The organism is Vibrio sp. dhg, assembly GCF_003443775.1.
GTDB lineage: Bacteria > Pseudomonadota > Gammaproteobacteria > Enterobacterales > Vibrionaceae > Vibrio > Vibrio natriegens.
On sequence record NZ_CP028943.1, the window covers coordinates 1235213 to 1254850 of the forward strand.

Below are 19638 nucleotides of genomic sequence, written 5' to 3' on the forward strand. Positions count from 1 at the left end.
TACGTCTGTTTAGATGTTTCGCGGCGCTTTTTTGTATTTGGAAAATTAACCAATCTGTACTTCAAGATTTTCTTCAATGGTTGATGAGCAGGCGAGCACATAACCTTGTTCAATTTCTTCTTGCGTCAATGTTTCTAGGCTGGTGGAAGAGACGCTGCCTTTACGAACTTTGCACTTGCAAGACCCACATATGCCACTTCGACATGCGACGATGAGGGGTAAGCCCGCGCCTTCAAGCACATCGGCCAATACCTGACCTTTTTGTGCATTAATGGTTTGAGCAAAGTCAGGCACGGAGACACTGGCGGTTTCGTCTGATACCACTGAAGGTTCCGTAGCTACTGGCGTAAAGCTCTCTTGATAGAAGTTTGCCATGTCAAAACCGAGTTCACTCAAGTATCTGTGAACATCTTGCATGAACTGGCTTGGGCCACAGAGGTAAACCGTGCGTTGCTTAAAATCAGGGACTAGCGTTTGCAGCCAGTCTGCGTCCAAGCGACCTTGCGGATGCAACGTTCCTTCGTTGTTCTTCAGCAACAGCTTCAAATGGAAATTGGGATACACGGCACCGAACGTTTCTAACCGATCGTAGTAAATCGTCTCTTCTGGGCTGCGTGCGATATGAAGAAATGCGATGTCCACATCGTTGTCGTTTTCATCTTGATTACTCAGCCAGTGTTTTGCCATCGAAAATACTGGCGTGACGCCGCAACCTGCACTGATCAGCAAGGCTTTTGTTTCGCCATCACGTAAAACGGGTGGGTGGTCAATGCAGTTAAATTCGCCTGCTGGTGGCAAAGCCTGAACGGTATCGCCAAGTAGTAATGAGTCGACGATGTAGTTCGAGACTTTACCGCCAGCTACACGCTTGATAGTAAGTTGAAGGTGATCGTCTTCATTAACGGAGCTGATTGAATAGGCACGAAACTCCAATTTTCCATCAATTTCGACACCCAGGTTAATAAACTGACCGGGTTTAAATTGAAACAGAAGTGATTCGGTTAATTCGGCCAACTTGATGCTGACGGTATCGTGTGTTTCGAAATATTTGTCGATACAACGGAGCGTGACGGGTTGGTTGCCTTGCCATTCAAAAAACATATCAATCTCTTTGGTTGGAGCGAGTTCAAAATCTTAGATTATAAAAGCGCCCCCAGATTAGGAGGCGCATAGCGAGCGGTCTCTTAGGCTGCCAGAATAGCTTTTAGGTCATCCTGAACATTGCCAATGCTGCGCATATCGAACTTCTCTTGGATGATTGCGATTAGGTTTGGTGTTAGGAATGCCGGCGCAGTAGGACCGGTGTAAATGCCTTTCACGCCCAGAGCGAACAACGTTAGCAAGATAACGATCGCTTTTTGCTCGAACCAGGAAAGCACAAGAGTGAGTGGCAGTTCATTAATGTCACAGTCAAACTCTTTCGCCAGTGCCAGAGCAAGCTGGATTGCTGAGTACGCATCGTTGCATTGGCCTACATCTAACAGTCGAGGGATGCCGTTGATATCGCCGAACGTATTTTTGTTAAAGCGGAATTTACCACAGGCCAACGTCAGGATTAGCGTATCTTCAGGTGCTTCTGCAGTGAAGTCGGTGTAGTAGCTGCGCTCTGCTTTATCGCCGTCACAACCGCCTACCAGGAAGAAGTGCTTGATGTTGCCTTGTTTCACTTGGTCGATAACCGCAGGCGCGGCGTTCATCAGTGCATTGCGACCGAAACCAACCGTGATGTGGTGTTCGATTTCATCATGTTGGAAACCGTCTTGCGCGAGTGCACATTCAATCACTTGGCTGAAGTCATCGCCTTCGATGTGAGCCACACCAGGCCAGCCAACAATACTACGTGTGAATAAGCGGTCTGCGTATTGACCCACATTTGGGTTCAACAGGCAGTTTGATGTCATCACGATTGCGCCAGGGAAGTTCGCAAATTCTTTCTGTTGGTTTTGCCAGGCGCTGCCGTAGTTACCCACCAGATGAGGGTATTTCTTAAGCTCAGGGTAGCCGTGTGCAGGTAGCATTTCACCGTTGGTGTAAACGTTGATGCCTTTGCCTTCTGTTTGTTGCAGAATCTTTTCCAGGTCATGCAAATCGTGACCAGATACCAGAATACATTTGCCTTTTACCGGCTTGACGTTGACCGATGTTGGCTCTGGATGACCAAAGGTCGTCGTTTCACCTTGGTCTAGCATTTCCATTACTTTGTAGTTCATCAAACCAATGCGCATTGAGCTATCGAGCAGTGCGCCAAGATCTTCCGGGTCGGTACCTAACCACGCCATGATTTCATGATATTCGGCGTAGATGTCGTTGTTGGTTTGTTCAAGTACGCGTGCGTGTTCCATATACGCAGCCGCACCTTTAAGACCGTACAGGCAAAGTAGACGCAAACCAATCACGTCTTCATGCACTTGGTCTTTACCACGGTTAACCGCGACTTGAGGAGCAAATTCCAGGATAGCTTCAGCGCTGTTTGGTAGCTCGAAGTTGGCAACGGCAGGAATGTCAGTAAGGTTGGTGTTTGACAAAGTCGCAGCAGACATTACTTGCTCTTTGAGCAGTGCTTTGTAATTCGCGGCTTGAGATGTTAGCTCAAGGATACGTTCAGGGTCGAAGTTTACGTTAGTCAGTGTAGAGAAGAATGCTCTTGGTGCCCATTGATTGATTTCATCGTTAATGATGTTGAATTCAAGTGCTTTTGATGCCCAAAAAGAAACCCCTTGTAGTGTGTAAACCAACACGTCTTGCAGGTCAGATACTTCAGATGTTTTACCGCACATACCTTGTGCAAAAGAACAACCTTTAACAGCAGGGGTTTGAATTGTCTGTTCACATTGAATACAGAACATATTGGGTTCTCCAGTGTTTGTTTTAATAGTCGTGATGATGACCACTAGAGAGCAGAATGTGTGCCAATTAATATATTATTGATTAATAAAGGTTTTTTGTGTTATTGAGGAGCGGGGTGATGTAATTAAGACAACGTGTTTGATGTCTTAATTACATCGCATTGTTATGTGTGACTATTTATTGATCCCAAACTTTTTACCCATTCGATATAAGTTACCGCGATCCATTTGTAAAAACTCCGCTGCTTTTGCCCAAACTCCACCTGTTTGGTTTAAAGCATGTTCAATCAAATCACGCTGATAGCCTTCGACTAACTCTCGCATTGGCTGACTTTCTTTCGGCAGGTAGTGTGATGTGATTTTTACATCATCAAGTGCCAGCGAGGTATCAAAATGGCTCAGCATGATCGTGCTTGCAGTTTGTTGAATGGCGTGCAAAGCCGCTCGAGTTAAGGTGTGTTCGAGCTCGCGGACGTTCCCGAACCAAGGTAAAGATTCCAGTTGAGTCAATACTTTAGGGTGAACGTGTAAATTAGGTGCGTTAAATTGTTGGCGTACTTTTTCAAGAAGATATCCCGCTAAAACAGGAATGTCACCGTCACGAGCACGCAGTGGCGGTACTAGAATTGGGAATACATTTAAACGGTGGAAAAGGTCTGCGCGAAATGTACCAGCTTCGACCTCTTTTTCCAGTTGTCGATTGGTTGCAGCGATAATGCGAACGTTAACCATCAAATGCTGGTCGCTACCTACACGCTGAAGTTCGCCTTGCTGAATAACGCGCAGCAGTTTTGCCTGCAAAATCAAAGGCAGTTCGCCCACTTCATCAAGGAAAATCGTTCCGCCATCGGCCAGTTCAAATTTACCGGCGCGGTGGCTATTGGCACCAGTAAATGCGCCTTTGACATGACCAAACAGTTCGCTTTCAGCCAGACCTTCAGGCAGGGCAGCACAGTTCACGTAGATCATTGGCTTATCGCTGCGGTGAGATTGTGCATGCACCGAATGCGCGACCAGCTCTTTACCCGTACCCGTTTCACCTGTAATCAGAACTGCATAGTCAGACTGAGCTACCGTGGCGATGTTGTTACGCAGTTGAGTGATTTGCGGGCTCAATCCAATCATCTCTCCTTTTTGTGAACGAGCTTGTTGGATAAGCGTTTGAGTAACATTTTTCTGCTTTTGGTTTTGAGTTTTGAGTGCTTTTAATTGAGCGATATTACGTAGCGTAGCTGCGGTTAAAGCCGCAAAGGTTTCTATTGCAACGGGGTCGATATCATCAAACGCACCTACTGCCAGAGCATCCATCGTCAGGGCGCCAACGAGTTGACCTTCCACATACAAGCTAAACCCCATGCAATCGTGAACATCAATACATTGGTCTTCGGTTAACAGTGTGCCATCAAATGGATCGGGTAGTGGACAATGGGCATCGAACCGAACAGGATCTCTGCTCTGAATGATGGCTTCGAGTCGTGGGTGAGCTTTGGGAAAGTAACGACGACCTAATACCGAGCTTGATAGCCCTTTCGCTGCAACAGGTGTGAGGAAGCCATCTTCATCAAAAATAAACAGGCAGGTAGCATCGCATGGAAATACTTGTGCCACACCATCAATAAGACTTTGGTACTGCTGCTCATGGGAGCGATTAGAGCTGAGGTTTAATGCGATATTGAGGAGTACGTGGTCAACAGTAGGAGTCATATCAAGCCCAAAAGTTATCTGGAAAGGGCTGATGCTAGCAACTTGATGTCATTTTCACATCGAAAATATCAGAAGTTTGATGTTACATTGACGACGATCAAGTTTGATCTCAAAAGAAACGCGCAAGCATAACGTTATTAAGTATGCTTGCGCGGATTCTGAATTCGAGTCGAAAGTTAGGAGGTATGACTCCTACTTCATGAGCCCGGATTAGCGAGGTACGACCCTTGCTTCGCTACCATACATGTTGATTTGTACCGCCTGACCCGGCTGGAATATCATGTTTGGGTTCGCTTCTTGAACGATAGAGATGATTTTTCCATCTTCCATGCGAATGGTTAGGTTGACGCCGTTTCGTTTCGCGGTCGCTTCGGCGGTTTTACTACCTGCATAGCCACCTAATAAGCCACCACCAATGGCTGCGATATCAGAGCCTGAGCCACCACCGACTTTAGAGCCTAATATACCACCAATTGCTGCACCAGCGATTGTCCCGATGGCATTGGATTGCGTGGAGGCATCAATGGTCACTGGTTCAACTTTTTCCACCGTTCCGTAGTAAACTTGCTGAACTTTTCGAGTGTCTGCCGAGCCATATGCATCACCGTAAGGGTTAGGAGAGGTACAGCCTCCTAATGCGATTACGGAAAATGTAAGCAACATGCCTAGCTTGACGTATTTTTTCATATAACCTCCAAATGGCTTTGATACTCAAAGAGTATATACCCTATTTTAGTATGTGCTGAGAGTTTCTATAAAACAGCGACTTAACCATAATTGACCCTGAGGGAATTTGCATTCTCAAACGGTGTTAATTGTCTTTGAGCGTATGAAAACCGGAATAGATACGTGTGAAGGTAGTAAACCAGCAGGCCGCACCAAATAGATAGGCAATCAGTGCGAAATGTTGCGGGAAGATACAAAATGCAATGAAAGCACCTATGGTCTCAGTGCCTTCAGTCAAGCCACTCATATAGTAAAGCGATTTGTGTTTATAAACCGGATTATCGATACCCTGTTTACTGGCCATTATCGCAAATGCCAAGAAGCTACTACCCGTTCCGACAAACGAGAAAATTAAGAAAGCACCTGCAATGGCATTTTGTTCCGGATTCGCGAGCACAAACCCGAAAGGGATCAGTGAATAAAACAGAAAGTCTAAGCTGATATCGAGAAAGCCGCCAGCGTCGGTAATCCCCTGAATTCTCGCTAAGGCACCATCCAGTCCATCACAAAACCGATTGAGCAGGATAAACAACAGAGCTGTCAAATAATGTTCTGTGATCAGGGCTGGTACAGCTAAGCAGCCAACAGCAAAACCAAATAGGGTGGTTTGATTAGCCGTGATGCCGAACTTGTCGACGAATTGTGCACTTTGAGTCAGTGGCCATCTGATGACTTTGATACTGAAACGATCAAGCATTCTCTGTCTCCCATGGCCAAGTTATACAGCGGCTACCTTCGGGAATGTCATCTTCATCGTGGGTGACCATTATCGTCGGGATATTGGCTTGTTGAAGTTGCTCAACCACCCAGTTGCGAAATTGCACTCTCAGGTCTTTATCGAGCTTACTAAAAGGCTCATCCAAAAGTGCGGCTTTAGGTTGTGCGAGCAACATGCGCGTCAGAGCAATACGTGCTCGTTGACCACCTGAAACTTGGTCGGGGAAAGAGTTCGCAATCTTGAGCAAGGAAATATTCTTCAAGGCTTGCATCGCGCTTTCTTTTCTTGTGTTTCCTTTGATGGCATTTGGTAGTGCGAAGGCCAGGTTCTCCCATATCGTCAGGTGAGGGAACAGCATATCATCCTGAAACAGGATGCCTACCTTGCGCTTGTGCGCAGGAAGTCGATCAAGCGTTTCATCATTAAGTGTCACGGAGCCCGAATAATGGAACTCGCTCGAGAGATGTCCGGCAATGGCATCTAACAGAGTAGATTTACCACAGCCGCTTGGTCCCATTAGGGTAACAATTTCGCCTTTCTCTACAGTGATGTTAAATCCAGAGAAAAGTGTATCGCCATTGTTTTTATGGATGGCGAGGTTTTTGAGACAAAGACTCATGGTTAAGTAAACCTTTCATTGAAAGTCGGCGGTATTTGCCGTTTAAACGGCTTAGCAAAATTGCAAAAGAGAAGAACATTAATGGCAAAAGAGCCTGACAAATCGCGTAGATTGCCGTAACGCGCCGGTCGAAACCGCTGGAAAGCGCTACCGCTTCGGTTGTGATTGTGCTTATTCGACCCGCACCAAGCACCAGCGTTGGCAGGTATTGCGCTAAGCTGACGCTGATACCTACAGCCCATGCAAAAACAATGGCAGGCAGCAGGATTGGAAGTTTTATTTTAAGCCAGGTTTGTAGCGGTGTTTTGCCCAGGCTAAGGGCGACACGAGTTAAGCCGTTATTGAAGCTGCGCCAAGGGCCGTCGAGCGATAAGTAGACAAACGGGAAGGCGAAGAAAACATGTGCCCAGCAAACCCAGAAAAAGTAGGCATTGTTGTTGAAATACAAAGTCGCGACCTGTATGCCAAAAAGTACCGACAATTGCGGGATAAGCATAGGGACGGCAATGACGTAATCCGGAACCTGCCAGCGATAGCGAAGCTTATATTCGTGAGCAATTAACGCCAGGATTAGAGCAATGGACGCGCTGATCACGGCGATTGTGATACTTTGCTCTATCGTGCCTAAAATACTCTCCCACTCATATTGCCAAAAGCGTAGGGTGTAACGACTGGGTAAGAGATCCGGAAATCGCCAACGTTGAGCAAAACTCCACAGCACCATCAAAGGTACGATGACAAAAGTAAGTAATGTGATAAGAGAAAACAGCATTTTTCCGGGCAGTTTGAGCCCAGATCGTCCAGAGTATTGCCAACGTTTAAAGCCCTTTGTGACTAACCATTCGACAAAACGAGTTAAGCCAATCAACCCTGTGGCAATAACAAATAAAATCACTGCACCCGAGGCAGCTCTTGGCCAAAGTGCCAGATCGGGATCATTAAACCACTGCCAAACCAACACAGCGAAAGTTGGTGGATTGGTTGGGCCAATGATGAGTGCGATATCGACAACCGATAAACTATAAGCAATCACTGCCAGCATTGGGAACCTGAGTTTTGCTAACCACTGCGGGAAAATGCACTTCCACCAAGTCTGGACTGTACTGTAGCCCATTGAATGGCTGACTTTTTCAATTTTATCAACATTGAGTTGCTGCAAAATTGGAATGCTCATCAGCAGTAGAAAAGGCGTCTCTTTGATTGCCAGCATGATGATTAAACCAAGCGCATGCGGGTCTTTAATCAGCAACGCTAAGTCATTAACGGTTTGTGCGTTTGGGTCGAAACCAAAGAACTGAGTCGCCACACGAACGCCCAAGCCTGTCGGAGCAAACAAAAAGGCAAATCCGATCGCAAAAGCGACATGCGGCATCGCAAGTAGTGGCGAGAGGAAAACCTCTATTTTTTGCCAGAATCTGCTGTTCCAAGCTGATTGCAAAATAGCGAAAGTGAGTACGCACGCTAAATAACTGCTGAAAATAGCAGAGTAGAGCGTGAGTCCGATAGAGGTCCAGACCCCTTGCCAATCAAATACAGCAGTAAAGCCATTTAATGAGAACTGGGTCAGACCGATAGGTGGGACATAGCCGAGCGCAGAAACCACCACCCCTAGCAGGCCGGGGATGGTGGGCAAAATACAAACTGCGATAATAACGAGATACAGCGCTCTTAACATTGGTTCGTATTAATTCCCGTAACGTTTTAACCACGCTTGCTCTAGCGCGTTTTGCCAGCTTGGGTGTGGTTCATTAATCGATTTAAATTGCTGCGTATTCTTTGCCGTACCCGTCAAATACTCACTGTTTAGTACGGAAGGATCACCCCAAATATTAATATCGCCTTTACGAGACTGCGCCTCAGGGCTTAGTAAGAAGTTTATCGCAACTTGCGCACCGGCATTGGCGTTTGCATTCCACGGAATGGCCAGAAAGTGAATATTGGAAAGCGCGCCAGCATCCATCGCATAAGCTTTAGTCGTTTCAGCAAGGGTACCGCTCGACTGGGCAGAAAAAACGGCATTGGGGTTGAATGTAATGGCTAAATCAATCTGACCATCGTCGAGTAACTGCAACGTTTCTGCAGTGCCTGCTGGGAATTGTTTACCACCACGCCAGGCCACTTTGTGGAACTTATCTAAGTATTGCCATAGCGGCTGCGTAACTTGCTCAAATGTCTCCACGTTGACTGGTTTCTGCAATGCGGGATCGTTGTCGGTCAGCTCGATCAATAGCGCTTTGATGAAACTGGTACCGTGGAATTCGGGTGGGCGAGGGTACGTCAGACGGTTGGGAAACGCATTGGCATAACTGAGCATTTCTGCAAAAGAGTGAGGAGGGTTATTCAAATTCTCCGTATCATGAATGAAGACTAACTGACCCACGCCCCACGGCGCTTCAAGTCCATCGGTCGGCTCAGAAAAATCCACATCAACAGGAAGTGTTTTGTCTACGTATTGCCAGTTTGGCAAAGCATCAACAAACGGACCATATAGCAGTTGGTTGTCCTTCATCGACTTGAAGTTTTCACCGTTGATCCAAACCATATCTACACTGCCCCCGGTATTCTTGCCAGCGGCTTTTTCTGCGATCAATCGAGTCGTAGTTTCAGAGATGTCGGTGACTTTGACATGGTTGAGCGTCACATTGTAGCGAGACTTGAGCTCCTTACCCACCCACTGGATATAGCGGTTGATCTCTTGCGAGCCTCCCCAAGCGTGAAAGTAGACGGTTTGACCGTCAGCTTGTTTTTCTATGGACTGCCAGTCTTCGGCAAACGTGTTGGTAGCAAAAGCCGTAGCTAAAATCCCGATGGTGCTTAGTAGCTTATTCATACATTATCCGATTTATGTCAATTTGTTTTACTTCGATGAGTGCAATAAGGCTTATAAAATTCAATCCCTTACATGGATAGTAAGCTATCTATTATTATTATCAACGTGAATGCCCGTAGGGTTAACGCATTGACTAATAGAATTACGATCAATGTGAGGTTAATTAGAGAAAATATAGCGTGAGTACGTGAATGCTATTTCAAGAAAAGAGAGACCGTGCGGTGTAATAAATTCTTTCAGATGAATGTATTAATGTCGAACATCGATTGGTTTTCATGAAGGGGACAAGAGGACGTTGAGCGGCTGAAAGCAAAAAAGCAGCCGTGATAGGCTGCTTTCTAATTACTCGTTGTATTGGATTAGTTCATCCAGTCACGAAGTGTAAATGTCAATTCATGCTCAGAGTTTTTAAGAACTAAGCCATCTTTAGTTAGCGTGATGTCACTCCAGTCAGATAATGTCGATGACATCGCTTGTTCTACGTTCATGATGTCACCAATACACATTTTCATGGTCATGCCCATCTTTTCAATGCGTAGTTGATTATCTTTTAGTTCAGCCTGACCAAAGAAATTATTACAGCCAGCATTACCGTTAGCTGTGAGGTTTTCACCAATTTCCAGGCGAGGTGCTTTTTGACGTTCGTTAAGTTCGATGTTCTTACCATCGATTTGAACCAGCTCCCAATTGTGGTGCTGTAAGTCTTGAGCCGTTATTTTTTTCACATTATCACCGTTGCTTGCACATGCTGTCATCAGAACAGGAAGGGAGATTGCAGCAACTAACGTTTTTAGACTAAGCTTCATTTAATAGACTCCGTTATAAAAAACGAAAAGAAGTGTAATTAATAAAACACTGTTTTTTTGTCAGCATACGGTAATAGTTTCGTATAAGCGTGACATAACGCAGTTTACCGCCAGATAACAGCAATGTATTGTTGTATTTGAGTCGTTTTTGACATTCACAATTAAAGAACGGTTTTAGCATGGAGCAATTGGAGTTTTTTAGCGTCCCGAGCCCTTGTGTTGGCATTTGTAGCGCTGATGAAAAAGGCTACTGCAAAGGGTGTATGCGTAAGCGAGAAGAACGATTTAACTGGCAGAAGTACACACCTGCTCAGCAGCTTCATGTGATCAAGTTATGCCGTCAGCGGTACAGAAGAAAACTGTTAGCAGGGAAGGGGAAGGCTGACCAGCCAAAAGAAGATGTTTCACCGCAACAAGATTTATTTTAAAAAGATGGGCTTTAATGTGTTTATTCCCGGCCCGCATTAACGTCTTGTGAGCCGGGAAGCTCCTATCCACATTATGCTCTGTAAAACAGGCATCTGGCGTTACTTCATTTTCATGGACCAAGTATCGCTAACCCAACCTCCTGCTTGTTCGTCGAAGTGATTTCCAGCAAATCGATGATTAAGTTCAACATCTAATTTGCTCGTTGGATTTTCATCCATCAATCTATGGATGTATTTCGCCATAGGATCCGTACAGGCTTCTCGTTCTCTACGGGTAACCACTTCCTTTATCATTTGAAGTCGGTAGCTATTGCTGGCTCGTTTCATTTTTGACCTCCAGAACTCGATGGCAGCATTTGACACATATTGACGTCTAGAATCGCTGCTCATTGGTGCGCGCGTTGAGGCGAGTCACCGTAGTTTGGAGTCCAAAGACAAATTGTTTGAGAGCAGTGTTTGCAACGCCATATCCATCTTTCTAACACTCGCTCTCACTTCCGTTTAAAATGTTCGGAAAAGCTAATTAACGAGCCTATATTTTCGAAAGACCTTATCAAACATAGAAGCCCAGCACAGGGGCGTCAACAACTCAAATGAACATTTTTTGAACAGTTTGTGAAGGTGGAGAATTTTCAGCAATTTATGGAAATAAAAAAAACCGGAACCCAAACGCCCCGGCTTTTTTAAAATAAACTTTGGCTTGCAAAAGCGTTTAGCTTCTGTACAAAAAATTATGAAATTCAGTAATTAGCTACTGGTTGCTGGACAACCTGTCACAGCCTGACTGTTGCTGAAGTACTGAATATTACCTAGGTTCTTCTCGTAGTCTGCTGCTGATATTTGAGGGTTATTTACGAAGAACTCTCTTAGTACAGAAGCATCGGTCATTTGAGTCGATTCAACATCAATAACAGGGTAGTCATCACCGCCAGCGGCACTGAAGCTAATGACTGAGAAGGTGTAAGTTGCGGCTAAGTCGAAACCTTTGCCATTAATATCCGTGATTGATACAGAGCCAGCATCACAATGGACATCCAGAGTGATGTTGTCCAGTTGCGCATAAGCACCAGACCCTGCAGATTTCGTTGCCACAACGTCCAGGTAATCTTTTACTTCCTGACCTGTCATGGTCGCTTTAGTTACGAAGTTTCCAAATGGCTGCACAGTAAGGACGTCACGGTAGGTGATATCGCCCGCCTGAATTGAGTCGCGCACGCCACCAGAGTTCATCACGCCAAAGTCAGCATTAACTAGGTTGTATGTTCGGTATGCTTTGCCCAGAAGATGCCCCAGGTTCGTTTGCTGTGAACGTACAACGCTGCGATCACCTTCCAGTTTTCCATCGGTGTTAGAAACAACGACATCAAGCAGCTCTTGTCCTTGCTCCTGATAGGTACGAAGCGTATCTTGGACCGTTGCGTCTGGCTGAATGTACTCACCAATCACTTGATCGTTGTCATCGAGCAGGTTTACCGGAATAAGAGCGTAGTTGGCCAGGTGCAGTTTGCCGTCAAAGTATTCAAAGTCCGCGCGACCCACATATTTACCCCACTCATGCGCTTGCATGATGTAAGTACCATTTTGTTGGTCTGGTGTACACTCATCACCCGGATTGAAATCCGCATACTCGTTGGTGCCTGGCTCCATACACACAGGATTTTGAGAATGGCCACCGATGATGGCATCCAATTGACCCTCTTCAAGAGAGCGGGCTAGCAGTACATCACCCGGTGCTTCACTGCCATGGTTACCATCGTGATAGTGACCCATGTGAGTGGTTGCGAATACAAGGTCGACATTTTCGTTGTCTTTTATTTCTTGAAGAACTTTCTTAATTTCGTCTTGAGGATCTGCGAAGTAGATGTCCGCTACGTTGTCCGGGTTAACCAGCTTTGCCGTATCTTTTGTCGTAAGACCAACAACCGCAACGTTTAGGCCGTTAATCGTGAACACTTTGTACGGTGCAAAGTAACGTTCATCGGTGACATTACCGTCAGTATCTTTCTTGTAGATATTCGCTGCTAGCATAGGGAAGTCTGCCAGCTCAGCTTGCATATCTAAGATATCTAGTGAGTTATCAAATTCGTGGTTGCCGACCGCCATTGCATCGTAGCCGATTAGGTTCATGCCGATAAAGTCTGGTTTTGCATTTTGCATGTCTGACTCTGGTACGCCAGTGTTGATGTCACCACCAGAGAGAAGAATGGATTCACCGCCGTTCGCTTCCACTTCTGCACGAATAGATTGGATTAAAGTGTGACGTGCAGCCATGCCGTATTCGCCGTCATCATTGTGCCAAAAGCGACCATGGTTATCGTTAGTATGAAGAACAGTGAATTTCGTACATGAATCAGCCGTTTCACAAGTAATAGAGATGCTGTCACTGTCTGAACCACATCCTGCTAAAACCGCGCCTACTGAAAGTACCAATAGAGATTTGGAAAATTGCATAAGTAGAACCTTTGTTTGTGATTTTGTTATTGTTACGGCGTGCAATATACGGAAATAATATGAAAGTTTAGTGATCAAGCTCTTATTTATACTTGTATCAAATCAGTGAGTTAGTCAGCCTGCAAGCATTGTCTACAAATAAACAGAAACGGTTTTTAGCGCTAAATTTGTACTTTCTTTAGGCAGTTTTTGTGAGGTAGTTAATAGAAGAGCACTTTATTTGTGTGGAATCAGGTGCATATTTTGAGATGTTAAACAGGTAAGGGTGGAATCTTGTATTTCTCTGTAACTTTCTCAATCAAGAAACAGACAGTTAGTGAGATTTATGCGGGGCAAGGTAGCGGTTGATTATTCAGAGGCTGAGTAAGGGCCTAAAATAGTAAAACCCCGGAGGTGGTAAGTCTCCGGGGCTTTGAAATTTTTTAAGATAGTTCGGTTGGTAAGTCCGGTTATCTTTTATGCAAAAGGTTTGGATTTAATCCGAGTAATTCCTTGGTAGGGAATTAGATACGGATGAAGTCCATGTGTTCAACTTTTGGCTTGAACGCGTGACGTTGAACGTCTTGTGGCTTAACGCTAACTTCTTTGCCATCGATAACTAGAACGATGCCTTCGTAGAATTCAGGCTTGTCCATTTGGTTTACGATGTCATCGTGGTTAAGAACGATAGCTACTGCTGCTTCTTCACCGCCGTATACAACTGCAGGGAATTTGCCAGCGTGACGTAGGCGGCGGCTCGCACCTTTACCTAGTTCAGTACGTACTACTGCTTCGAATTTCATAGTATTTACTCTCAAATTAGTAAAAATAAAGTTTTCACAATCAACAATGCGACCTTGTTGTTTGTGGTAAGGCTTGAAACAGGAACTGTTCAAGCGAGCGCGGATACTATCATTCCACTCGAACTTCAGCAACCCAAATTGCATCTAAATCAACAAAAACAAGCTAATAAAGTGTGTCTGATAGAGGCATTTTAATTCGGTCGGACAAAAATCATGCCACTTGCGTTTATTTTCACCAAATTGCCCAGTTTACTTAACGCGAGAGTAGAGTGTTAATAAAGCGCTCATGCTCGGCTTCTCTGCAATATCAGTGTGGCTTTCAACCCACCCATTTTGCTTGCTTCTAGATCTAACTGTCCGCGGTAGCTATGCGCCATTTCACTGACAATATTTAACCCCAGCCCAGAGCCCGGCGTTTCTTCATCCAGTCTAAACCCTCGTTGAGTCACACGCTCTAACTGTTCTTGAGGAATTCCCGGGCCGTCGTCTTCTATGATAAGGCGGATATTTTCCTTATCTTGAGTGGAATGGACGCGGATCATTTGGTTCGCCCACTTGTAGCTGTTCTCAAGTAGGTTACCTAACATCTCGTCAAGATCACTTTTCTCTACTGCCACGTTTAATTCAGAGTCGAGTTCATTGACCAAAGTGATGTCACGTTGGGCGTAAACTTTATCAAAGGCCATAGAAATGGCATCGACTCGCTGCGCTGGATTGGCTTTGACGGAGAGGATATTCATTGAACCCGCCATTCTCGCTCGACCTAAGTGGTAATCAATGTGCGATTGGATTTGATTCAGAGGTTCATCTAATCGGGACTGGACGGTTGTATCCAAGGTGCGAACTTCGTTTTTCAGGACAGATAATGGTGTCTTTAACGCATGGGATAAATTCCCGGCATGATTTCGTGCCCGTTCTAAAAGCTCCTGATAGTGAAAGAGTAGCGCGTTAAGGTCAGAGATTAAGGGTGAGATCTCTTTAGGGTAGGTCTCTTCCAGGCTGGTTTTATTTCCTGATTTAAGCTCGGCGAGCTCTTTCTGTAATTTAGTCAGAGGGCTTAAAGACCATGCTATCTGCACCAAAATAACAGTAAGTACGCCAGCAAACAGCAAGCCTAAAATTAACCATAATTGGCCAATTAACGTCTGAAGTGTATTTTTGATTGGGGCTTCATCAATGCCGACAACAACATGAATCGGGCCATTGTAGTCGGGTAAATACAGTACCTTTTCCAAGGTAATTAGCTTCTCATCGCGAGCGCCATAAGCGTCTTTGTCGAGCTCTTTATATTCGATTCTTTTGTCCCATAAAGAGCGAGAACGTTCGAGGTGAGTTTTGGTCGAAGCACTCCAATACAACCCGCTATAAGGTCTGTTAAAGCGCGGGTCAGAAAGTTGTGCCGCGAGAGATAAGTGGCCAGTTTTGTCGATTTCTAACTGCGCGGCGATCTCGTCCATAAAGACGCTCAATTGTGAGCGGGTATCATCCACCATGTAATTATACACTTGAGTCGGAATGGTGACGCCAGCAGCCAGGATCATCGCGGTTAACCAAACGACAGCAGCCAATACCAGTCGGCTTTTGATACTCAGACGCTTTAATGGATACAGTGGCAATCTGTATTTATTTGGCATTAAGTTGGTACCCTAAGCCACGGACAGTTTTGATGATTTTGGGTGCGATTTTTTTACGGATACGACCTATAAAGACTTCAATGGTATTTGAGTCTCGGTCAAAATCTTGTTTGTAAATATGCTCGACGAGTTCCGTTCGTGAAATCACTTTCTCTGGATTATGTACAAAGTACGCAACCACTTTGTACTCGAGCGCAGTTAAGCTAACCGGCTCACCTTTCCACATCACTTTAGAGGTGCGGGTGTCCAAACTCAGATCGCCAATTTGCATGACAGGAGAAGCATTGCCAGAGGCTCTGCGAAGCTGGGCACGGATACGGGCGATCAATTCCACCATCTCAAAAGGCTTGGTGAGGTAATCATCGGCACCAGCATTAAGTCCTTCAACACGCTCTGTCAACGCGTCGCGGGCGCTAAGAATAACGACAGGCGTGTTAATGTTTTCATCTCGGATGCCTTTCAATACTGATAAGCCATCCAGCTTAGGCAAGCCGAGATCTAAGACGATCGCATCCCACTCTTCTGTTGTCGCACGATATAGCGCGTCAATCCCATCTTGAGAGAGTTCGGGTACCCAGCCAGTGTTTTCCAACGTCTCGATGATTTGCTCACCAATGCGAGGATCATCCTCGACAACAAGTATTTTCATAGTGGCTTCTTTTATTCATTTATTTGTTGCTGTGGTTTCAGCGCTTTATTGAAGTTACGACCTTTCACTTCGAGCATTTCTAATGTTGCGGCATCGTACTCAACTTTTAGGACGTTGCTGTCAAAGAGAATTTTTAATTCGTAAACCCACGCATTATTGTCTTCTTCGAGTTCGACTTTAATAATACGACCAAACAAGTCTTTTTCGACCGTTGCGTAGAGTTCGGAGAATGGTCTAATATCACCATTTTGCACCGCGCGATAGACCTCATCCTGGTCTTCATCAAATTCAATCTCGGTGCCAGGTTTTATGACATCCTGCACAATCGCATGGCCGTCTTGTGATGCCAACAGATCCTTTTGTTGTGCGAACGTAGGTGCCGAAATTACCATCGGTAGCAAACTTAAAAACAACGCAACACGCTGAGAATTCGTTGATTTGTTCATAATAAAACCTTTTCATAAGAATTGGCAGGATTATAGGCAGCGGTATATGAATAGAAGGTGAATCTGTCAGCAAGAAAGTTGAGAGGTTCACTGGTTACCTGCATTGAAATGAATCGTCTGAATTGGTAGACGCTACTTCAGTTCATCATCAAAAATTTTGTCACGCAGTTTCCAAAAACGCCCTGACTTTCTGGCAATCACAAACTGCGGTAAGCGAAATCGGTGCTGATTTGCCACGACTCGAGTCGGGGACGCTTCTTCAAACGGGCGATGCTTGTCCGCGAGATGAGGACGAACAAATTGATCTTTGAAGTTCTGTTTTTGCTTTTTGGTAGTGAGAGACCAAAACTCATGAACTAACGCGTTCCCTTCACCTTGGTATGGTTCTCCCGAGTAGGTAACTTTTAACTGAGACTTACCGTCATTAGATTTGAAGACAGACAAGTCCATCTCAGTGCACTCGAATATCAACGCGTCTTTCAGGTTAAGCGCTTCTTTCAACTTTTTGTCTGGATCGACTAATGTGGCGTCACATTCGTGGCAGATGCGCGCAGCAATGTCGTTGTCAGCACCACATTCCCCACAATATTTCGCTCTGAATCGGTAACCGCAATGCTCGCGTTCACCCGTGTCTTCATCTTCGAAGTAACCCTGGCAACGGCGGCCGAAGTGTTCCAGCAAAAAGCCATTGCTATCCAATTTGCCCCAGAAGTTGTTATTAAAACCACAAGCAGGGCAGGGAATGGTAATGATCTCGCTGGTGGAATCGGGTTTGGGATCGCCAACTTCTGGCTGATACAAATCGTAACTGTTGCCTGCGTAATCAAGCACCAAACATTCTGACTTACCTTCGGACAGACGTAGCCCGCGGCCAACGATTTGCTGATACAAACTGACTGATTCTGTCGGACGCAAAATGGCAATCAGATCAACGTGCGGTGCATCAAATCCAGTGGTTAATACCGACACGTTAACCAGATACTTGATTTCGCGGTTTTTAAACGCTTGGATGATGGCGTCACGCTCCGGTGTTGGCGTATCTCCGATGACAATTGCGGTTTGGCCTTCAGGTAATAAACCATGAATTTCCTGCGCGTGACGAACCGTGGCTGCAAAAATCATGACCCCATGTCGGTCTTTTGCGTATTGAATGATTTGTTCGACGATTTGCGGCGTAGCACGTTTGGCTTTGTCGATCACCATATCCAATTCCGCTTCTTTGTAGCGCCCAGTATTAGCGGGTTTTAACTGCGAAAAGTCATAAGACAAAACGGGCGCGTCCATCATTCGCGCTGGCGTCAGGAAGTTTTCATCGAGCAAGTAGCGAATCGGTAATTCAAAGATGCAGTCGCGGAAGAAGCGCGGTTCTTCAGTTCGAACCTGTCCGCGAGTATGGTACTGGTAAATCCAACCCATGCCCAATCGATATGGGGTGGCGGTAAGACCAAGAACTTTAATCCCTGGGTTCAACTCACGCAAATGAGTAATCACTTTCTGGTAGCTGCTGTTTTTATCGTCTGGCACGCGATGGCATTCGTCGATAACCAGTAGCGAGAATTGGTTTTTGAAGGCATCTAAGTTTCTTACCACCGACTGAACAGAAGCGAACACAACTTGCTGATCGGTTTCTTTGCGTCCAAGGCCAGCAGAAAAAACCGAGCCTTTGAGATCGTACCCTTCGTATTTGGCATGGTTTTGCTCAACCAGCTCTTTAACATGCGCCATAACTAACACTCGCCCTTTAGCCAGACGAGCCAATTCGGCAATCACCAGGCTTTTGCCCGCACCAGTTGGCAACACAATCACGGCAGGTGTCGAGTGTTTACGAAAGTAATGAATGACCGCTTTTACAGAGTCAGCTTGATAGGGACGAAGTGTATACATGAAAAAATGTGAAATTGCTCAACTATTCCAACCAGGGACGTTATAATACCTGACTTTTATACCCAAGTGATCTTAGAACCACGATTCGGAGAGCATTTGGGTATAATTCAATGAGGTATTCATGCGTTTAGATAAATATTTGTGTGACGCTCTGGGTGCGACGCGCAAGCAGGCGACAAAGATCATCAAAAGTGGCGAAGTGACCGTTGATGGTGACATTCAAAAAAGTGGATCATTCAAGGTGCCGGAAGGTGCGGAAGTCATGTGGGAAGACCGCGTAGTTGCTGCGCCGGGGCCACGTTACATTATGTTGTACAAACCTGCTGATTTCGTTTGTTCACATGAAGATGGCTTTAATCAAACCACATTCATGTTGTTAGATGAGCCAAAAATCGAGAATCTACATTTTGCTGGTCGTCTTGACGTTGACACTACTGGTCTGGTGCTCATTACCGACGACGGTAAGTGGTCGCACCGCATTACTTCGCCAAAACACAAGTGTGAAAAAACCTACCGTGTTTGGCTAGTTGATGCTATTCAGCCTGATTATGCTGAGAAACTTGCCGAAGGCATCATGCTTCGTAATGAGCAGGAAGCGACGTTACCAGCGCGTTTAGAGATCGTGAATGAAGCTGAAAATGAGTTGTTGCTAACCATCGTTGAGGGCAAATATCACCAAGTGAAACGCATGTTTGCTGCGCTCGGTAACAAAGTTGAGTATCTACATCGTGAACGCATTGGTTCTATCGAGCTTGACGAAGCACTCGAACCGGGTGATTACCGTTATTTGACTCAAGAAGAAATTGATTCGATCTGGAATTAATTATAGCTCTAGGAAATTATTTAGTTCCTATTGGGAACTGGTTTTTTGGTAGGAAATCGCTCAAAATGGCGGCTCCTACCAAATAGATTTAGTGCCAGACAGTTTTAGTCAGTGTCAAACCTCAAGTTATTAACTGAGGCTCGTTTATCTAAGACACTTACTTTTCTCGTAAAACATCCGATGTGGTGAAAAAATGGTGGAGTGAGCTTCATTGCCCATCATTTTTACTCTCATCGTCAGTGTATGAATTTGAATCGTTATCATGCGCTTTATTGTTTGAGTCGTTTGCAGC

The 19638-nt window shown here is 45.3% G+C and carries 18 protein-coding genes; 2 read left to right on the top strand and 16 right to left on the bottom strand.

What is annotated here, in order from left to right:
* Positions 1-45: 45 nt before the first annotated feature.
* From DBX26_RS05765 to DBX26_RS05805, 9 genes are all read right to left on the bottom strand, one after another.
* Positions 46-1101 (bottom strand): hybrid-cluster NAD(P)-dependent oxidoreductase, encoded by a 1056-nt coding sequence (locus tag DBX26_RS05765; protein ID WP_118118210.1) that lies wholly within the window; start codon positions 1099-1101, stop codon positions 46-48.
* A gap of 83 nt (positions 1102-1184) precedes the next feature.
* Positions 1185-2846, bottom strand: coding sequence for a hydroxylamine reductase (gene hcp / locus DBX26_RS05770; protein WP_118118212.1), 1662 nt, complete (start codon positions 2844-2846; stop codon positions 1185-1187).
* A 174-nt stretch (positions 2847-3020) separates the two neighbouring features.
* Positions 3021-4550, bottom strand: coding sequence for a nitric oxide reductase transcriptional regulator NorR (norR, locus tag DBX26_RS05775; RefSeq protein ID WP_118118214.1), 1530 nt, complete (start codon positions 4548-4550; stop codon positions 3021-3023).
* A gap of 210 nt (positions 4551-4760) precedes the next feature.
* Entirely contained in the window at positions 4761-5237 is a 477-nt protein-coding gene (locus tag DBX26_RS05780; protein WP_014231534.1) for a glycine zipper 2TM domain-containing protein, read from the bottom strand.
* A gap of 124 nt (positions 5238-5361) precedes the next feature.
* Entirely contained in the window at positions 5362-5973 is a 612-nt protein-coding gene (locus tag DBX26_RS05785) for a CDP-alcohol phosphatidyltransferase family protein (protein WP_020332978.1), read from the bottom strand.
* Positions 5966-6613, bottom strand: a complete 648-nt coding sequence (locus tag DBX26_RS05790; RefSeq protein WP_065302212.1) for an ATP-binding cassette domain-containing protein — start codon at positions 6611-6613, stop codon at positions 5966-5968. The genes DBX26_RS05785 and DBX26_RS05790 overlap by 8 nt, the downstream gene beginning before the upstream one ends.
* Positions 6579-8288 (bottom strand): ABC transporter permease, encoded by a 1710-nt coding sequence (locus tag DBX26_RS05795; RefSeq protein WP_118118215.1) that lies wholly within the window; start codon positions 8286-8288, stop codon positions 6579-6581. The genes DBX26_RS05790 and DBX26_RS05795 overlap by 35 nt, the downstream gene beginning before the upstream one ends.
* 9 nt (positions 8289-8297) lie before the next feature.
* Positions 8298-9443, bottom strand: a complete 1146-nt coding sequence (locus tag DBX26_RS05800) for an ABC transporter substrate-binding protein (RefSeq protein ID WP_118118217.1) — start codon at positions 9441-9443, stop codon at positions 8298-8300.
* A gap of 359 nt (positions 9444-9802) precedes the next feature.
* On the bottom strand, positions 9803-10249 hold the full coding sequence (locus DBX26_RS05805) for an META domain-containing protein (RefSeq protein ID WP_020332982.1): 447 nt from the start codon (positions 10247-10249) through the stop codon (positions 9803-9805).
* 179 nt (positions 10250-10428) lie between these two features.
* Here DBX26_RS05805 and DBX26_RS05810 point away from each other — a divergent pair, with 179 nt between their 5' ends.
* The gene (locus DBX26_RS05810; RefSeq protein WP_014231540.1) at positions 10429-10677 is read left to right on the top strand and encodes a DUF1289 domain-containing protein; all 249 of its coding nucleotides are present in this window, start codon (positions 10429-10431) and stop codon (positions 10675-10677) included.
* Positions 10678-10776: 99 nt separating this feature from the next.
* Here DBX26_RS05810 and DBX26_RS05815 read toward each other — a convergent pair whose 3' ends face one another.
* From DBX26_RS05815 to DBX26_RS05850, 7 genes are all read right to left on the bottom strand, one after another.
* Positions 10777-11004 carry a hypothetical protein gene (locus DBX26_RS05815; RefSeq protein ID WP_014231541.1) on the bottom strand — a complete coding sequence of 76 codons (228 nt, stop codon included), beginning with the start codon at positions 11002-11004 and terminating at the stop codon, positions 10777-10779.
* Between the two features lie 420 nt (positions 11005-11424).
* Positions 11425-13128, bottom strand: coding sequence for a bifunctional UDP-sugar hydrolase/5'-nucleotidase UshA (gene ushA / locus DBX26_RS05820; RefSeq protein ID WP_118118219.1), 1704 nt, complete (start codon positions 13126-13128; stop codon positions 11425-11427).
* A 503-nt stretch (positions 13129-13631) separates the two neighbouring features.
* Positions 13632-13910 carry a 50S ribosomal protein L25 gene (gene rplY, locus DBX26_RS05825; RefSeq protein ID WP_014231543.1) on the bottom strand — a complete coding sequence of 93 codons (279 nt, stop codon included), beginning with the start codon at positions 13908-13910 and terminating at the stop codon, positions 13632-13634.
* A gap of 284 nt (positions 13911-14194) precedes the next feature.
* Positions 14195-15544, bottom strand: coding sequence for an ATP-binding protein (locus DBX26_RS05835; RefSeq protein ID WP_020332986.1), 1350 nt, complete (start codon positions 15542-15544; stop codon positions 14195-14197).
* The gene (locus DBX26_RS05840) at positions 15534-16193 is read right to left on the bottom strand and encodes a response regulator transcription factor (protein ID WP_065299476.1); all 660 of its coding nucleotides are present in this window, start codon (positions 16191-16193) and stop codon (positions 15534-15536) included. Before DBX26_RS05840 ends, DBX26_RS05835 begins: the two co-directional genes overlap by 11 nt.
* 11 nt (positions 16194-16204) lie before the next feature.
* Positions 16205-16639, bottom strand: coding sequence for a PepSY domain-containing protein (locus DBX26_RS05845; protein ID WP_065302217.1), 435 nt, complete (start codon positions 16637-16639; stop codon positions 16205-16207).
* 132 nt (positions 16640-16771) lie between these two features.
* On the bottom strand, positions 16772-18523 hold the full coding sequence (locus DBX26_RS05850) for a DEAD/DEAH box helicase (RefSeq protein WP_118118221.1): 1752 nt from the start codon (positions 18521-18523) through the stop codon (positions 16772-16774).
* 121 nt (positions 18524-18644) lie between these two features.
* On the opposite strand from DBX26_RS05850, the gene rsuA reads away from it, so the two are divergent.
* On the top strand, positions 18645-19346 hold the full coding sequence (rsuA, locus tag DBX26_RS05855; protein ID WP_118118223.1) for a 16S rRNA pseudouridine(516) synthase RsuA: 702 nt from the start codon (positions 18645-18647) through the stop codon (positions 19344-19346).
* The last annotated feature ends 292 nt before the right edge of the window (positions 19347-19638 follow it).

Coding starts and splice junctions, on each gene's coding strand:
- DBX26_RS05835 (WP_020332986.1), bottom strand. CDS start 15,544: ATGCCAAATAAATACAGATTGCCACTGTATCCATTAAAGCGTCTGAGT.
- DBX26_RS05840 (WP_065299476.1), bottom strand. CDS start 16,193: ATGAAAATACTTGTTGTCGAGGATGATCCTCGCATTGGTGAGCAAATC.
- DBX26_RS05800 (WP_118118217.1), bottom strand. CDS start 9,443: ATGAATAAGCTACTAAGCACCATCGGGATTTTAGCTACGGCTTTTGCT.
- DBX26_RS05795 (WP_118118215.1), bottom strand. CDS start 8,288: ATGTTAAGAGCGCTGTATCTCGTTATTATCGCAGTTTGTATTTTGCCC.
- DBX26_RS05765 (WP_118118210.1), bottom strand. CDS start 1,101: ATGTTTTTTGAATGGCAAGGCAACCAACCCGTCACGCTCCGTTGTATC.
- DBX26_RS05815 (WP_014231541.1), bottom strand. CDS start 11,004: ATGAAACGAGCCAGCAATAGCTACCGACTTCAAATGATAAAGGAAGTG.
- DBX26_RS05845 (WP_065302217.1), bottom strand. CDS start 16,639: ATGAACAAATCAACGAATTCTCAGCGTGTTGCGTTGTTTTTAAGTTTG.
- rsuA (WP_118118223.1), top strand. CDS start 18,645: ATGCGTTTAGATAAATATTTGTGTGACGCTCTGGGTGCGACGCGCAAG.
- hcp (WP_118118212.1), bottom strand. CDS start 2,846: ATGTTCTGTATTCAATGTGAACAGACAATTCAAACCCCTGCTGTTAAA.
- DBX26_RS05780 (WP_014231534.1), bottom strand. CDS start 5,237: ATGAAAAAATACGTCAAGCTAGGCATGTTGCTTACATTTTCCGTAATC.
- DBX26_RS05790 (WP_065302212.1), bottom strand. CDS start 6,613: ATGAGTCTTTGTCTCAAAAACCTCGCCATCCATAAAAACAATGGCGAT.
- DBX26_RS05810 (WP_014231540.1), top strand. CDS start 10,429: ATGGAGCAATTGGAGTTTTTTAGCGTCCCGAGCCCTTGTGTTGGCATT.
- DBX26_RS05850 (WP_118118221.1), bottom strand. CDS start 18,523: ATGTATACACTTCGTCCCTATCAAGCTGACTCTGTAAAAGCGGTCATT.
- DBX26_RS05785 (WP_020332978.1), bottom strand. CDS start 5,973: ATGCTTGATCGTTTCAGTATCAAAGTCATCAGATGGCCACTGACTCAA.
- rplY (WP_014231543.1), bottom strand. CDS start 13,910: ATGAAATTCGAAGCAGTAGTACGTACTGAACTAGGTAAAGGTGCGAGC.
- ushA (WP_118118219.1), bottom strand. CDS start 13,128: ATGCAATTTTCCAAATCTCTATTGGTACTTTCAGTAGGCGCGGTTTTA.
- DBX26_RS05805 (WP_020332982.1), bottom strand. CDS start 10,249: ATGAAGCTTAGTCTAAAAACGTTAGTTGCTGCAATCTCCCTTCCTGTT.
- norR (WP_118118214.1), bottom strand. CDS start 4,550: ATGACTCCTACTGTTGACCACGTACTCCTCAATATCGCATTAAACCTC.